The organism is Amycolatopsis sp. GA6-003 (genome assembly GCF_046267895.1).
Classification (GTDB): Bacteria; Actinomycetota; Actinomycetes; order Mycobacteriales; family Pseudonocardiaceae; genus Amycolatopsis.
In genome coordinates this window covers 6,333,574-6,347,337 of record NZ_CP176499.1, presented here as the reverse complement: position 1 = coordinate 6,347,337, position 13,764 = coordinate 6,333,574, and the positions used below count along the sequence as shown (strand labels likewise).

Sequence of the window (13,764 nt, the reverse complement as noted above, 5' to 3'; positions counted from 1 at the left end):
CAATGCCCGGCTTCGATCGGTTTGCCTCTAGTCTCGGAGGTAGGGCTAGGCATACCCCGGGGCGGATCGCCCGGTCGGCGAACCGCGGGATCAGCCACCGCGGTCGCGACCTTGACTTAGAGTTAAGTTTAAGTTTAACCTTCGGCGTCGTGACCGAAACGACTGCCGCCGGAGTACGGCGCCCACCGAGATCCCTGCTGGCGACGCTGCTCGGCGTCAGCACCATGACCATCATGGCCAGCGCCACCATCACGCCCGCGCTGCCGGGCATGCAACGGCACTTCGCCGCGGAACCGCACGCGGAGCTTCTCGTCCGGCTGGTGCTCACCTTGCCGGGGTTGGCGATCATGGTGTCCGCGCCGTTGCTGGCCAAGCTGAGCGGACGGACCGGGCGCGTGCCGGTGCTGCTCGCCTGCCTCGTCCTCTACACCGTCGGCGGCGGGTCCGGCCTGTTGCTGGATTCGCTCCCCGCGCTGCTCGTCGGACGGGCGGTGCTCGGGATCGGCATCGCCGGGGTGATGACCACGTCGACGGCGTTGATCGCCGACCATCATGCCCCCGAGGAACACGGCCGAGTGCTCGGCTTGCAAGGCGCGGCAATGGGTTTCGGCGGCGTCGTCGCACTGCTGCTCGGCGGTTTGCTGGCCGCGCTGGACTGGCGGGGGCCGTTCGCGGTTTACCTGCTGGCGATTCCGATGCTGGCGCTCGTGCTGCGGTTCGTGCCGGAAGCACCAGTTCAGCCAGCCGATCCGACGGACACCAGCACGGCCGCGTCGCCATGGCAGCCGCGGTTGCTCGGGCTGTACGCGCTGATCTTCATCGGCGTCGTGGTCTTCTACACCGTTCCGACGCAGGCTCCGTTCTGGCTGGCCGAAGTCGGCGGCGCGGGACCGGCTGTCGCAGGAGCCTTGATCGCCGCGGTCAATCTGGTGATGACCTTGGTGGGACTGAACTTCCGCCGCCTGCGTGCCCGCTGGTCCTTCCCGGCGCTGGCCATCGCGATGTTCGCCGCGTTCACCGTCGGGCTGGTCGTGCTCGGCACCGCCGGTGCATTGTGGACAGCCGCGCTGGGCATGGTCGTGGTCGGCCTCGGCATCGGGCTGCAGAATCCGACCGTCAACGGATGGCTGGTTTCGACGGCGTCCCCGGGCGCGCGGACCAGGTCGCTGGGATTGCTGACGTCCGCGTTGTTCCTCGGGCAGTTCTCGTCGCCGCTGATCGCACAGCCGGTGATCGATGCCGTCGGAATGGGGACGACGTTCGTCCTGTCTGGCGCGTTAGCCGCGGTCGTCGGCGTTATCGTGGCGGCGGTTCACTGGCGGCCCGCCCGGAAACATAGTTGACCACTTGGGCGTGCGTAGCGAACCAAACCCTGTCGTGCGAAGCGAGATGTTCCAGCAACTCAGCGAGAATCGTGATGCGGGAACGATGTCCGATGAGGTGCGGATGCATGGTGAGCTGGAAGAGGCCGCCTTCGGCCAGGGCGAGGGCGAACTCGTCGCGCCAGATCGGCAGCACTTCCCGCGGCGGGGTGTACGGACGCTGCGAGCCGAACCGATTCATCGTGAAATACGGCGCGTCGTCGCGGATCCATTCCACCGGAAGCTCGACAATGCCAGTCGGTTCGCCGTCGGCAAGGATCTCGTAGCAGTCGTTGTCCGCCATCAACGAGGAATCGTAGGTCAGGCCCAGTTCGCGAATGATCGAGAGAGTGTTTTCGGAAAAGTCCCACGACGGGGTGCGAATGCCGACCGGACGCGTGCCGGTGAGCCGTTCCAGCGTGTCCGCGGCCCGGAAGGTGAGGTCGCGTTCCGCCGACGGCGGCAGTTGCGCGTTGCTTTCGTGGATCCAGCCGTGCAACGCGACCTCGTGCCCGGCGTCCACATAGGACTGAGCCTCGCCGTCGTGCAGCAAGGCCGACACCGCGGGCACGAAGAAGGTCGCCGGCGCCCCGAACCGCTCAAGCAGCTTCAACACCCGCGGCACGCCGACCCGCGAGCCGTACTCGCCTTGCGAGAGCTTGCCCGGCAGCACCTGACCGTCGCGCAGGGAGATCGTCTCGTGGTCGGAATCGAACGACAACGCCACGGCGACCCGCGCCCCGCCCGGCCACGATGCCGGTCGCAACGGCCGCCCGGCCCGCACGCGGCCGACGTGGTCCCGCCAGGTTCGCTCGCTCCACTGCCACGGTTCGGTCATGCGGTCCTCCCCTGCGACGCGAGGCTTCATCGTATCGCTGTGCCACGATGAGGCACATGCACGACGAAGAGGCCGACAAGCCGGCCAGCGGGGTCCGGTCGATGAACAGCGTGCTCAGCACACTGCGCGTCTTCGAGGAAGTCGCCCAGCGCCAGCCGATCGGAGTATCCGAGCTGGCCCGCTGCACGGAGATCCCGAAGAGCACCGTGCAACGCGGCCTGATCACGCTTCAACAGGCGGGCTGGCTGAAGGTCGTGGACCCCGAACACGCTCGGTGGGGCGTCGCGCCGCGGGTGCTGGCGCTCGGCCTGCGCGACTGCGGGAAGCCGGACCTCAAGGAGGTCGCCGAACCGGTCGTCAAACGGCTCGCCGCCGAGACGAACGAGACGGTCATGCTGGCCGAACGCGACGGCGACGACCTCGTCGTCGTCGCCAGCCAGGACACCGACCAGATCGTGCGGGTCGTGCTCGACGTCGGTACGCGGGTGCCGTTGCTCGCCACGTCCGGCGGCACGGCGATCCTGGCGCTGCTCGGCGAATCCGAGGTCGAGGAGCTGTTCACGCATGAACTTCCCGGCTTCGCCCAGCCTCCGGATTTCACCGCGCTCCGCCGTGACATCGCCCAGACCGCGAAGCGCGGATACGCGCTCAACGGGTCGTCGTCGTGGTTCCGCCCGCAGGTGTCCTCAATCGGCGCGGCCATCACCGACTCGGCCGGACGGCCAGTGGCGGCGATCACCCTCGCCGTTCCCGACACGCGCTATACCCGCGCGCAAGAGAAGACGTTCGCACCGCTGGTCGTGGCGGCAGCGGCCGAGGTCAGCCGCCTGCTCGCGGACAACTGACTCACCTCGCGTGCCGCATTGCGAAATGAGGCGTACCGTATGGCGGCATGAATGAGTTCAGCGCGTCCCGCGCGGAGTTCCCGGAGGCGACCCCGTTTCGGTTGCGCGGTGTCACTTTCCGCAACCGCGTCTGGATGTCCCCGATGGCGCAGTACGCGGCCGGCGCGGACGGCCTGCCGACCGAATGGCATCTGGCGCACTACGGCCCGCGCGCGATCGGCGGCGTCGGACTGGTCCTGGTCGAGGCCACCGCGATCAGCCCGGACAACCGGTGCACCGCGGCTGACCTCGGGCTGTGGAACGAGGAACAGGCGCTCGCGCACCGGAAACTGACGTCGTTCCTCACCGGTCACGGCGCGGTGCCCGCGGTGCAACTGAACGCCGTCGGCCGCAAGGGATCGCACCAGGTTCCGTGGGTCGGCGACGGGCAGAACAGTCCGGTGCCGGTCGCCGACGGCGGTTGGGAACTGATCGCGCCGTCGGCGATCCCGTTCGGCGACCTGGCGATGCCGCGTCCGGCCACCGCGGCCGATCTGGACCGAATCGTCGAGGAGTTCGCGCACGCGACCCGGATGGCCGAGCTGGCCGGTTACCAGGCAGTCGAAATCCATGCCTCGCACGGTTATCTGCTGCACCAGTTCCTGTCCCCGCTGTCCAACCACCGCACCGACGAGTACGGCGGAAGCCCGCGGAACCGGATGCGCTTCCCGCTGCGCGTGGCCCGCGCGGTACGGGAGGCGTTCCCTGAGGACAAGCCGGTGTTCGTCCGCATCACCGCCACCGACTGGGTCGAGGACAGCATCACGCTCGAAGACGCCGCGGAGTTCGCCAAGGAACTGGCCGCCGCCGGGATCGATCTCCTCGACGTCACGTCCGGCGTGCTCGTGCGCGATCGCGGTGCGCGGCCGCCGAACCGGGAAGGCGTGAACGTCGAATTCGCCGCCGCGCTCAAGGAGGCGTCCGGGCTGGCCGTCGCGCCGGTCGGCCAGATCACCGATCTTGCGGCGGCGGGCCAGATCATCCGCTGGGGCAAGGCCGACGCCGTCCTGATGGGCCGCTCGCTGCTGCGCGATCCGTACCTCGCCTTGCGAAACCAGCCCAAAGACGCCTGGCCCGTCCGCTACCACCGCGCTTTCTGAGGAACTGCCCCATGAATCGCGAGATCCATCGTCCAGACGGTACGAGAATCCATTACACCGCAACCGGTCCCGCTACCGGAACCGCGCTGACGCTCATCCACGGCTGGGGCTGCGACCGCGGCGACTTCGACCCGATCGTCAAGCATCTCCCGCCGGAGGTCCGCGTGCTGGCCGTCGACCTCGCCGAGCACGGCGACTCCCGGTCGGACCGCGACACCTGGACCATCGAGGAATTCGCCCGCGACGTGGCCGCCGTACTGGCCGCCGAGTCGGTCGATTCCGCTGTCGTAGCCGGGCATTCGCTCGGCGGAGCGGTCGCGGTCGAGACCGCCCGGCAGCTTCCGGACACGGTCACCCAGGTGATCGCGCTCGACGCGTTGCACTACCTGAGCTTGTTCCCCGCGCAGAGCGAGGAGGACGTCCAGGCATTGCTGCAACCGTTCCGGGAGGACTTCACCGGGGCGATGCGCGGGATGGTCGAGGCCGGTTCACCGGAAGGCACCGATCCGTCCTTAGTGGACTCGTATATCAGGAAGATGGCTTCCGTACGCCAACCCGGCGGTCTGCTCGCACTCGAAGGCCTCGCACGCTGGGACATGGACGCGGCGCTGCGCGAAGTCGCCCAGCCGATCGTGCTGTTCGCCGTGCGCTCGATCATCACCCAGGAGGCGATCGACCGCTACGGCGACCGGTTCCGGATCGAGCTGGTCGACCTCGGCAGCCACCACTTCCCGGTCGAATCCCCCGCCGAAACCGCCAAGCTCCTGGCTGGCGAACTCTAGGAACTACGCCCGCCGTCCGCCGTCGACCGACAGCGTGGTCCCGGTGACATACGATGCGGCGTCCGAACAAAGCCAGACCACGGCCGCGGCGGCCTCTTCCGGCGTGGCCAGCCTGCCGAGCGGAGTGATCGCCTCCTGCCGGGCGATCGTGGCGGGGTCGTCAGCCCAGGTGTCGAACCCAGGCGTCCGCGTCGGCCCGGGGCACACCGCGTTGACGCGGATGCCGTCCGCCGCGTAGTCCACCGCCGCGACCTTGGTCAGGCCGACAATCCCGTGTTTCGCCGCGACGTAAGCCGGCGCGTTCGGGATCGCAGACAACCCGCCGTTGGAGGCGACGTTCACGATCGCGCCGCCCTTCAGATGCGGCAGTTCGTACTTCATGCAGAGGAAGGTCCCGGACAGGTTCACCCGCACGATGCGCTCGAATTCGGCGAGCGTCAGCTGGTCGATGCGGTTGCGAGACGACACTCCGGCGTTGTTGACCGCGAAGTCGAGCCCGCCGTATGCCTCGACCGCCTGCTCGATCGCGGCCCGCACCGAAGGCTCGGCGGAGATGTCGGCCTGAACGGCCAGCGCCTCGCCGCCGTTCGTCTTGATCAGCCCGACGGTCTCGGCCGCCGCGGCCTCGTCGAGGTCCAGCACGGCCACCGCGGCCCCGGTGCGCGCGAACTCGATCGCCGCCGCGCGGCCGATCCCGCTGCCCGCCCCGGTGACCAGCCCGCTTCGCCCGCTCACGACAGCGACTCGTGGTTCGCCCAGGCCACCCGGTACGAATGCCGCGCCTTCCAGCGGTCGATCACCTCGTGCAGTTCGGGCGCGGCGAAGCTCTTGGCCAGCGTGTCGAGGTCGGCGACGGTGACCTGCACGATCGCCGTCGCGATGAGCGCCGGGATGGCGTCCTCGCCAGGGATCGGCAGGTGCCGCCGGGCCTCGACCGACTCGGCGAGCCCGCTCGCGAGCATCGCCTGTTTGATATCGCTGAGGTACTGATCCAGCTCGGCGTCGGGGAGCGGCTGGTCGAACGAAACAATCATCGTATGCATGATCATGCTTCAAGTTTTGCTCTCGGGAGGGGAACTCGTCCAAGACCGGTTCGCTATTCGGCGATAACCTGAAGGCATGGCTGAACTGGAGACGCGCGAACTCGAGTACTTCCTGGCGGTCGCCGACGAGCTGCACTTCGGCCGCGCCGCCGTGCGGTTGTCGATCGCCCAGCCCGCGCTGTCGAAGGCCATCCAGCGCATCGAAACCCGGCTCGGCGTGCAACTGTTCACGCGCTCGAGCCGCCACGTGGAACTGACCGCGGCCGGCGAGGCGCTGCAGGAACACGGACGGCACGCGCTCAACGCGGTCAGCGCCGCCGCCCGCAATGCCCGCCGCGCCGGCGAGAGGCACCTGCGGCTGGTGCTCAAACCGGGCGGGGACGCCGGGCTGCTGTCCGGAATCCTCGCCGAGTACTCCCGCGATCCCGGCGCCCACCAGGTCGACATCCTGTTCAGCGGCCCGGCCGACCGCTCCGACTTCCTCCTCAGCGGCCGCGCGGACGTCGGGCTCCTGTTCGTCCCGTTCGACGACTTGACCGGGCTCGCCTGCGAGACCCTGCACGCCGAGGACCGGGTCGCCATCCTGCCCGCCACGCACCGGCTCGCCCAGCGCCCGTCCGTTCGACTGTCCGATTTGGACGGAGAGACGCTGCCCTCGTGGAAGGGCGTCCCCGGGGTCGAAGGAACGGGGCCGAAGGTGGCCGACGTGGTCCAGCTGCTGCAGCTCGTCTCGCTGGAGCGGATGATTGGCGTACTGCCGCGGTCGCTGGTCGACCAGGTCCCGCCGGGCGTCGTCTGCGTGCCGCTCAAGGACGCTCCGCCCAGTCAGCTGGTGCTCGCCTGGAACGAGCAGGACCGGCGGCCGCAGGTGGCTTCGTTCGTCAACGCCGCGCTGGCCGCGGTCCGCTGAAGCCCCGGTGCGGTTGAAGACCGCCAGCAGCGACAGTGTCATGCTGGCCTGCGTGGAGGACATCATCACCGCGATCGGCCCCCGCCTGCGACAGCTCCGGCGGCAACGCAACCGCACCCTGGAAGAACTCTCGGACGCGACCGGCATCTCCATCAGCACCCTCTCCCGCCTCGAATCCGGCCAGCGCAAGGCCACCCTCGAACTGCTGCTGCCGATCGCCCGCGCGCACCGGATCCCGCTGGACGAACTGGTCGGCACCGCCCCGCTGCAGCCGGTCACGCGCAGCGACCGGACTGTCGTGCCGCTTACCAACCAGCCCGGCCGGCTGCAGTCGCTCAAGATGATCTTCGACGCCGCCCGTTGCGTGCCCGCGCCGCGCACGCACCCCGGGCACGAATGGTTCTGCGTGCTCAGCGGCAAGGGCAGGCTGGTGCTCGGCGAGCACGACGTCGTCCTGAAAGCGGGCGAGGTCGCCGAATTCGACACCCGGATCCCGCATTGGTTCGGCAGCACCGGCGAGGGGCCGGTCGAAATCCTCAGCCTGTTCGGCAGGCAGGGAGAACGGCTCCGCGTCCGGGCCAGGACCCGCTGATTGCTCCGCTTGGCGGCATAACACTGCGCGCGCGGGAAAACCTATGCCCGCGCTGACCTGCACTGAGTGGAACACACCGTCGAAAGTCGGTGCCTGACCGCAAAAATTCCGACTTAACATCCGGGTCCCGCGGACGGACCCCCTTTTCCCTCCGCGCGTTTCCTTCGCCTACGACGAGGAGATGCACCGATGCGGAAACTCTTCGCCCTGCTCACTTCCGCCCTGGCGGCCGCGGCCGTCGTCGCCGGCAGCCCGCCGGTGTCCGCGGCCCCGGACAGCGGGGTGGTGCCCGGGCTGACCGGCGCCGCCGCGAAAGCCGCCGCCGGGGCCGCGGCGGACAAGTTCCTTCAGCTGCGCCGAGAGAAAGCCGGCCGCAGCGGCAAGCCGCGGCTCGACGCGCAACAGCACACCTTCTGGGGCCCCGAACCGCAATTGTCCAGCGGGGCGGACGGAATTCTCGTGACGCACAGTGTCGTCCCCGACCTCCGCCTCTCGAACAGCGCGGACGTCGTCTACGCCCCGACGGTCAAGCCCACCGGCCATTCCTGCATCGAGGTCGTCACCGCGTACGGACTCGGCCAGGGCGGTCAGGTCTGGGCCTGGGACTGGTGCGGGACGATCGGACCCGCGAAGGTCGTCCAGCTGGACAGCTCGTTCCTCTCCACCTATACGTCCACAGTGGACGGACATCCGGCTTTCACCGTGCAGGAAGTCCAGACCGACGCGGGCAGCAACAGCTGGACCGCCTCGCTCTACAACGTGAAGACCGGCAAGTGGGACGACCTGTTCACGCAAAGCGGCAGCGACCAGAGCACCCTCAACGAGGGCTGGGACATCTTCGAGCTGTACTCGACCGTCGACCCGTCGACCGGACAGGCTTACTACTGCTCGGACGCCAAGGGCAAGGTGTTCGAATCCAGCCAGCTGCAGCTGCGCATCGGCGGCCAGTGGACGCCCGCGACCGAGTCGAACTCGCCGTTGCAGCCGACGGCCAACCCGAACCCCAGCGATTACAGCTGCTCGTCCCTGCAATTCGAGGTGCCGACGCCGAACAGCAACTGGCGCGTCACCGTCTAGGCCCGGCCCCGGCCGGCAGGAGTGCGTGCCACCAGCGGTCAAACGCGGCACTGCACCCCTGCCGGTTGGCGTAATCACGGGCCACCCGCTGAGATATCTCGCCCGCCCGGTCCGCGACCGCAGTGCCCGGCCGGTAGCACAACCGCAGCTCCTGCCACAACGGCGCGCCCTCGATCGCCCGCACCACGATCCCGTCCCGCCGGTCCTCCCGGGTCGCCAACGCCGGCGCGATCGCCATGCCCGCGCGCACCAGGTCCAGCAAGGTAGCCAGGCACTGCGGCCGATGCGGCTGATCCAGCACGACCCCGCGCTGCTGGCAGACCTCCTGCAGATACGCCGACCACCGGGTCGTCCACGGCGGATCGTCCGCCCACGGATACGCGGCAAGCTCCTCCAGCGGGATTTCCCCGCTCGAGGCCAGCGGATGATCCTCAGCCAGGATCACGAAAACCGGCTCCCGCGCCTGTACCACGACGCTCTCGACGCCGTCCGGAACGATCCGGTCCGGAAGCGGCGCGAGGTAAACGAGCGCGAGGTCAAGCTCGCCGTCCGCGAGCGCCGCCAACGTCCGCGCCTCGTCCTGCTCCTCATACACCCGAACCGCGGGACACCACGGCTGCTCCCGCAACCACCTCGCCAACGCGAGATGCAAGAACCCGCTGTACCCGCCGATCCGCACCGCCCCCGCCGTCTCCCGCCGCGCACCAGCCCGCTCGGTCAGCGCCGACATCCCAGCCAGCACCGCCCGCGCGTCCGCGACGACGTCCTCGCCAAGGGCCGTCGGCACGCACCCCGTCGGCGAGCGCGCGAACAAACTCCCGCCGACCGACCTTTCGACGCGCCGCAGCAACCCGGACAACGCCGGCTGGGAAACGTGCAGCATTTTGGCCGCGCGAACGAGACTGTGCGCGTCGGCGATGGCCACGACCGCGCGCAGGTGGCGCAGTTCCAGCTCCATGACTCCTCCGGACGCAACCCCTCGCCTGGTCACTGTAACGCCGAAGATCGTGAGGAATTACCGACGCGAGTCGGTACTCGGTCACTAACCGGCCCGTCCCGATTTCCGGGCCAGCAGCTCTGCCCGATGAGGCACCCCTTGCCGGATTCGATTGCCCCTCCCCGGCAAACCCAGGACGCTCTGTGGCCTCACCGCCAACTCATTCAAGGGGAACTTTCGTGACGGCAAGGACAACCGCGACCTGGCTCGCCGCACCGGCGATTCTGCTCAGCCTGGCCGCATGCGGCTCGACCGACGTGGCCGGTTCGCCCGGACCGGCCGCCGCGCCGCCGAGCAGCGCTCCCCAGCCGTCCGCGGCCGAGACCGCTTCCGGTGCCTCGACCTACCAGATCGCGGTCGAACGCTGGGTCACTCAGATCCTGCGAGAGCAGTACGAGGAAGCCTGCCTGTCCAGCGCTCCCGCGATGCCGCCCGGCAAGGACGCCAAGACGCTGTGCAAGAGCCCCGCGGCCCGCAAATCCGCCGAGTCGCTGCACGAGGCCTGGGCCAAGCCCGGCGTCGCCCTGCCGCCGCGGGGGAAAGTCACCGTGGACCAGGTCAGCGCGACTGGCGACGAGGTCACCGTGCCCGACACCGCGGTCAAGCTCGACGGCCGCACCCTGCACAGCCTCGAACTCATCGGAGCCACCGGGAACACGAGTTCGTTCAGCCTCGCGTTCAAGGTGCGCAAGCACGAGGGGGCCTGGTACGTCCAGGGCTTCGACATGAACGCGTGACAGCCGACTTTCGTCGGGCAGACAGGTCTGGACAACTGGCCAATTGGTCTAGACAATAAACGGTCAGGGGGTCGCACCGGACCGGAGGAACGCAATGAAGCGTGCTCGTTTCCTCGTCGTGCTCCTGCTGGCCGCAGCCGGACTTGTCGTCGGCGGGCCAGCACAAGCGGCGAACCTGCTCGCCAACCCCGGTTTCGAAGCGGGTTCGACCTCCGGCTGGACCTGCCCCGCGGGCTCCGCCGTGAAGACGCCAGTGCACTCGGGTACCTACGCATTGGCCGTCACCCCCGGCGCGGCCGACCTCGGCAGATGCTCCCAAACGGTGCCCGTGCGGCCCAACACGACCTACTCGGTTTCCGCCTGGGTCCAAGGCGCACCGGTGTACCTCGGCGTCACCGGCGGCTCCTCCACTTGGACTAACGCCTCCGCGTACAGCCAGCTTTCGCTGTCCTTCACCACCACCGCGAACCAGACGTCCGCGGAGCTGTACCTGCACGGCTGGTACGGCGCAGGCACGTACTACACGGACGACATAGTCCTCGACGGCCCCGGCGGCGACACCCCCGGCGCGCCCGGCGTCCCCGGTACCCCGACCGTCGGCACCGTGACCGACACGTCGATCGCCCTCGCCTGGGGTGCCGCCACAGGCACCGTGACCGGCTACCGCGTCTACGAAGACAACACCCTGCGCGCCACCGTCCCCGGAACGTCCACGACGCTTTCCGGCCTCACCGCCTGCAGTTCGCACAGCTATTCCGTCACCGCCTACAACGACAAAGCCGAATCCGCCCGCACACCCGCGGTTTCCGCGACCACCAGCGGCTGTACCAGCGCCGGCCTGCCAAAACACGCACTGATCGGCTACGTCCACGCAAGCTTCGCGAACGGCTCGGGTTATCTGAAACTCGCCGACGTCCCCAACGCGTGGGACATCATCGACCTGGCCTTCGCCGAGCCGACCTCGGTCACTTCCGGCGACGTCCGCTTCAACCGCTGCTCAGCCACCGAATGCCCCGGCGTGGAAAGCGACGCCGACTTCATCGCCGCCATCCGCGCGAAGCAGGCGCAGGGCAAGAAGGTCCTGATCTCCATCGGCGGCCAAAACGGCGAAGTCCGCCTCACGACCACCGCCGCCCGAGACAACTTCGTCAACTCCGTCGCAGCGATCATCGACAAATACGGCCTGGACGGCCTGGACGTCGACTTCGAAAGCCAGTCCCTGTCCCTGGACTCGGGCGACACGGACTTCCACAACCCGACCACGCCGGTGATCGTCAACCTGATCTCCGCGTTGAAGACTTTGAAAGCCCGCTACGGAGCCAAGTTCGTGCTGACGATGGCCCCGGAAACGTTCTTCGTCCAGGTGGGCTACCAGTTCTACGGCGGCTCCGGCGGCGGCGACAGCCGAACCGGCGCCTACCTGCCGGTGATCTACGCCCTGCGAGACTCGCTCACGGTGCTGCACGTCCAGGACTACAACTCGGGCCCAGTGATGGGCCTGGACAACCAGTACCACACGATGGGCGGCGCGGACTTCCTGATCGCGATGACCGACATGCTGAAGTCCGGCTTCAAGGTCGCGAACACCGGCCAGACCTTCCCCGGCCTGAGGGAAGACCAGATCGCGGTCGGCCTGCCCGCAGCAGTCAGCGCAGGAAACGGCTACGTCTCCCCGCCTGAAGTCCAAACCGCAGTGACGTGCCTGGCCCACGGAACCGGCTGCGGCTCGTATACGTTGCGGGGCGGGCCGTCGCCTGCGCTGCGGGGGTTGATGACTTGGTCGGTTAACTGGGATCGGTATTACAAGTGGGAGTTTCAGAACGCTCATCGGCCGTTCTTGGACGGGCTCGGATGAGCGGTCACCTATAGGGCCGTCGAAAACTGTCTGTTCCGAAATCCCTGTGGCGTCCGCCCATCGAGACGCGTTCAAGCGCCTTGGCGAATAAGGCCGTTGCGTCCTGCAGCGAATCCCGGGTCGAGGTGAACGCATGCCCTTGGTCGGCGAGGGTGTTCTGACTGTCGTGCAACGCCAGCGACGCCGACGTCGCCACGTCCGCCAACGGCTTCAACGATCCCCGTGCCGCGTCACCGCTCTGCCCTGACCAGGTGCTTCGCAGCGGCGTACTGCGCCTGCCCGAGACTGTCCGGCCCAGGCCCAGCCTTCACTCGCCGCACAAGCTCGCCCGGAAGGATGATTTTCCCTTCGGCCTGCATCTGCTTCAGGAACTCGTTGAACCTGTCCGCGATGAAGCTCATCGTCACGCACCGCCCTTCAGCGTGGTGACGGCGAGGCCGGCGACGTGCTGGGCGTCCTGACAGGGATCGGCCGACGATCCGACTTGGTCATTGGCCAGCTTCACGTCGATCTCGAATGCGGCGTCGTCTGCGATGCCGACGGCGACGCTGCACCGGCCGGTCGAGCGGTCGTCGCTCGGCCCGTAGGCGACAACCGGGTAGCCCTGGACAGGAGTCAGCTCTTTGAAGAATCCCTCGTTTTTCTTCGCGTAGACGTGGCCGAGGCCGTCCTTCCACGCGTACACGAGCTGCACGCCGATGCCCGAACCCCGGCTCGGATTGGACCAGCGGCATTGCTTGGCGACGCCAGTGTCCTCGGACGGTTGCACCGCAGGCGACGCACCAGAGAACAGGGTTTTCACCTGCGCATCCGTAAGCACCTTGCAGGGATCGCCCTGGACGATCGATGCGGGCAGCGGGTTCGCGATCTTCGGGGCTCCCGAAGAAGGCTGTTGTGCATCGCTGCTTGAGGAACCGGAACTGGGCAGCGACTGCCTCGGAGGGTCGGCTTTCCCGCCGCTTCCGCTGCACGCCACCAGTCCGGCACTAAGCGCCAACGCCAGCAACGAAATCCGGAAGCCGGTCGAACGCATCAGAAGTGTCCTTCGCCCTGTTTGGTGATGTCCTTGCCTGCTTGCTGGTCATGCGCGTCATGGATGCCAAGGGCGTCTTTCATCTTCTGAATGACGGAGCCGAGGTAGGCGCTTTGCCGCATCAGGTGGCCGCGGTAGTAGTTCCCCGAGTTGTTGCTGGCGTCGGTGTTCCGCAGCGAAGCCGGGTCTTTCCCGGGCGGCACGATGCTCCACATCGGGACGGCTTTTTCGATTTGAGAATCGATGCGCGTCCGCAAGTTCTGGAGGTTCGCGAGTTCGGCGATCATGGCGTCCTTGCTCAGGTAGAAGCCAGGAGCACTGCCTCCGCCAGACGCGCCACCACCGCCTCCGGACGGGCCGTCGGCGACGAAAAGCTCGCCCCGGTGAGCGCGCCGATCATGCCGGTATCGCCTAGTGGTGTCGCCTGCTCAGCCATCTGCATCCTCCCCTGGCGGCTAGCCTCGCCTATAGCTTCACTAAGCCGAACCGATGATATGCAACACGCAACTGTGTGTCCCGGGAACGCTGCAGATCACCGAGTGTCCGATAGAAATG

The 13,764-nt window shown here is 68.0% G+C and carries 17 protein-coding genes; 9 read left to right on the top strand and 8 right to left on the bottom strand.

The annotated features are described in order from the left end of the window. Positions 1 to 149 precede the first annotated feature (149 nt). Positions 150 to 1,343 (top strand): MFS transporter, encoded by a 1,194-nt coding sequence (locus F9C12_RS28945; protein WP_409462460.1) that lies wholly within the window; start codon positions 150 to 152, stop codon positions 1,341 to 1,343. On the opposite strand, the gene F9C12_RS28940 is transcribed toward F9C12_RS28945, so the two are convergent. Then, positions 1,297 to 2,199, bottom strand: a complete 903-nt coding sequence (locus F9C12_RS28940) for a polysaccharide deacetylase family protein (RefSeq protein WP_409462459.1) — start codon at positions 2,197 to 2,199, stop codon at positions 1,297 to 1,299. The genes F9C12_RS28945 and F9C12_RS28940 overlap by 47 nt on opposite strands. Before the next feature lie 56 nt (positions 2,200 to 2,255). Between F9C12_RS28940 and F9C12_RS28935 the strand changes: the two genes are divergently transcribed. From F9C12_RS28935 to F9C12_RS28925, 3 genes are read left to right on the top strand one after another with little or no spacing between them, the layout of a single operon-like run. Next, entirely contained in the window at positions 2,256 to 3,044 is a 789-nt protein-coding gene (locus tag F9C12_RS28935) for an IclR family transcriptional regulator (RefSeq protein ID WP_409462458.1), read from the top strand. A gap of 47 nt (positions 3,045 to 3,091) precedes the next feature. Beyond that, complete coding sequence (locus F9C12_RS28930) at positions 3,092 to 4,183, top strand: NADH:flavin oxidoreductase/NADH oxidase (RefSeq protein WP_409462457.1); 1,092 nt, start codon at positions 3,092 to 3,094, stop codon at positions 4,181 to 4,183. Between the two features lie 11 nt (positions 4,184 to 4,194). Further along, positions 4,195 to 4,965 carry an alpha/beta fold hydrolase gene (locus F9C12_RS28925; protein WP_409462456.1) on the top strand — a complete coding sequence of 257 codons (771 nt, stop codon included), beginning with the start codon at positions 4,195 to 4,197 and terminating at the stop codon, positions 4,963 to 4,965. Positions 4,966 to 4,968: 3 nt separating this feature from the next. Here F9C12_RS28925 and F9C12_RS28920 read toward each other — a convergent pair whose 3' ends face one another. Both F9C12_RS28920 and F9C12_RS28915 read right to left on the bottom strand, forming a co-directional pair. Next, complete coding sequence (locus F9C12_RS28920) at positions 4,969 to 5,700, bottom strand: SDR family NAD(P)-dependent oxidoreductase (protein WP_409184923.1); 732 nt, start codon at positions 5,698 to 5,700, stop codon at positions 4,969 to 4,971. Beyond that, the gene (locus tag F9C12_RS28915) at positions 5,697 to 5,999 is read right to left on the bottom strand and encodes a hypothetical protein (protein WP_409462455.1); all 303 of its coding nucleotides are present in this window, start codon (positions 5,997 to 5,999) and stop codon (positions 5,697 to 5,699) included. Before F9C12_RS28915 ends, F9C12_RS28920 begins: the two co-directional genes overlap by 4 nt. Positions 6,000 to 6,084: 85 nt before the next feature. Here F9C12_RS28915 and F9C12_RS28910 point away from each other — a divergent pair, with 85 nt between their 5' ends. The 3 genes from F9C12_RS28910 to F9C12_RS28900 all read left to right on the top strand — a co-directional run bounded on the left by F9C12_RS28910 (position 6,085) and on the right by F9C12_RS28900 (position 8,587). Further along, complete coding sequence (locus tag F9C12_RS28910; RefSeq protein ID WP_409462454.1) at positions 6,085 to 6,918, top strand: LysR family transcriptional regulator; 834 nt, start codon at positions 6,085 to 6,087, stop codon at positions 6,916 to 6,918. 52 nt (positions 6,919 to 6,970) lie between these two features. Then, a complete protein-coding gene (locus F9C12_RS28905; RefSeq protein ID WP_409467093.1) occupies positions 6,971 to 7,510 on the top strand; it encodes a helix-turn-helix domain-containing protein in 540 nt (179 codons plus the stop codon). Positions 7,511 to 7,699: 189 nt separating this feature from the next. Beyond that, entirely contained in the window at positions 7,700 to 8,587 is an 888-nt protein-coding gene (locus F9C12_RS28900; protein WP_409462453.1) for a carbohydrate-binding protein, read from the top strand. Here F9C12_RS28900 and F9C12_RS28895 read toward each other — a convergent pair. Beyond that, positions 8,577 to 9,545, bottom strand: a complete 969-nt coding sequence (locus tag F9C12_RS28895) for a LysR family transcriptional regulator (RefSeq protein ID WP_409462452.1) — start codon at positions 9,543 to 9,545, stop codon at positions 8,577 to 8,579. The two genes, F9C12_RS28900 and F9C12_RS28895, sit on opposite strands and share 11 nt — an antisense overlap. A 218-nt stretch (positions 9,546 to 9,763) precedes the next feature. On the opposite strand from F9C12_RS28895, the gene F9C12_RS28890 reads away from it, so the two are divergent. Together F9C12_RS28890 and F9C12_RS28885 are read left to right on the top strand one after the other, a co-directional pair. Then, the gene (locus F9C12_RS28890; protein ID WP_409462451.1) at positions 9,764 to 10,321 is read left to right on the top strand and encodes a hypothetical protein; all 558 of its coding nucleotides are present in this window, start codon (positions 9,764 to 9,766) and stop codon (positions 10,319 to 10,321) included. Positions 10,322 to 10,415: 94 nt separating this feature from the next. After that, positions 10,416 to 12,176 (top strand): chitinase, encoded by a 1,761-nt coding sequence (locus F9C12_RS28885; protein ID WP_409462450.1) that lies wholly within the window; start codon positions 10,416 to 10,418, stop codon positions 12,174 to 12,176. A 230-nt stretch (positions 12,177 to 12,406) separates the two neighbouring features. Here F9C12_RS28885 and F9C12_RS28880 read toward each other — a convergent pair whose 3' ends face one another. From F9C12_RS28880 to F9C12_RS28865, 4 genes are read right to left on the bottom strand one after another with little or no spacing between them, the layout of a single operon-like run. After that, on the bottom strand, positions 12,407 to 12,577 hold the full coding sequence (locus tag F9C12_RS28880; protein ID WP_409462449.1) for a hypothetical protein: 171 nt from the start codon (positions 12,575 to 12,577) through the stop codon (positions 12,407 to 12,409). Between the two features lie 2 nt (positions 12,578 to 12,579). Beyond that, the gene (locus tag F9C12_RS28875) at positions 12,580 to 13,209 is read right to left on the bottom strand and encodes a DUF3558 domain-containing protein (protein WP_409462448.1); all 630 of its coding nucleotides are present in this window, start codon (positions 13,207 to 13,209) and stop codon (positions 12,580 to 12,582) included. After that, a complete protein-coding gene (locus F9C12_RS28870) occupies positions 13,209 to 13,496 on the bottom strand; it encodes a hypothetical protein (protein WP_409462447.1) in 288 nt (95 codons plus the stop codon). The genes F9C12_RS28875 and F9C12_RS28870 overlap by 1 nt, the downstream gene beginning before the upstream one ends. A gap of 11 nt (positions 13,497 to 13,507) precedes the next feature. Beyond that, on the bottom strand, positions 13,508 to 13,645 hold the full coding sequence (locus tag F9C12_RS28865; RefSeq protein WP_409462446.1) for a hypothetical protein: 138 nt from the start codon (positions 13,643 to 13,645) through the stop codon (positions 13,508 to 13,510). Positions 13,646 to 13,764 lie beyond the last annotated feature (119 nt).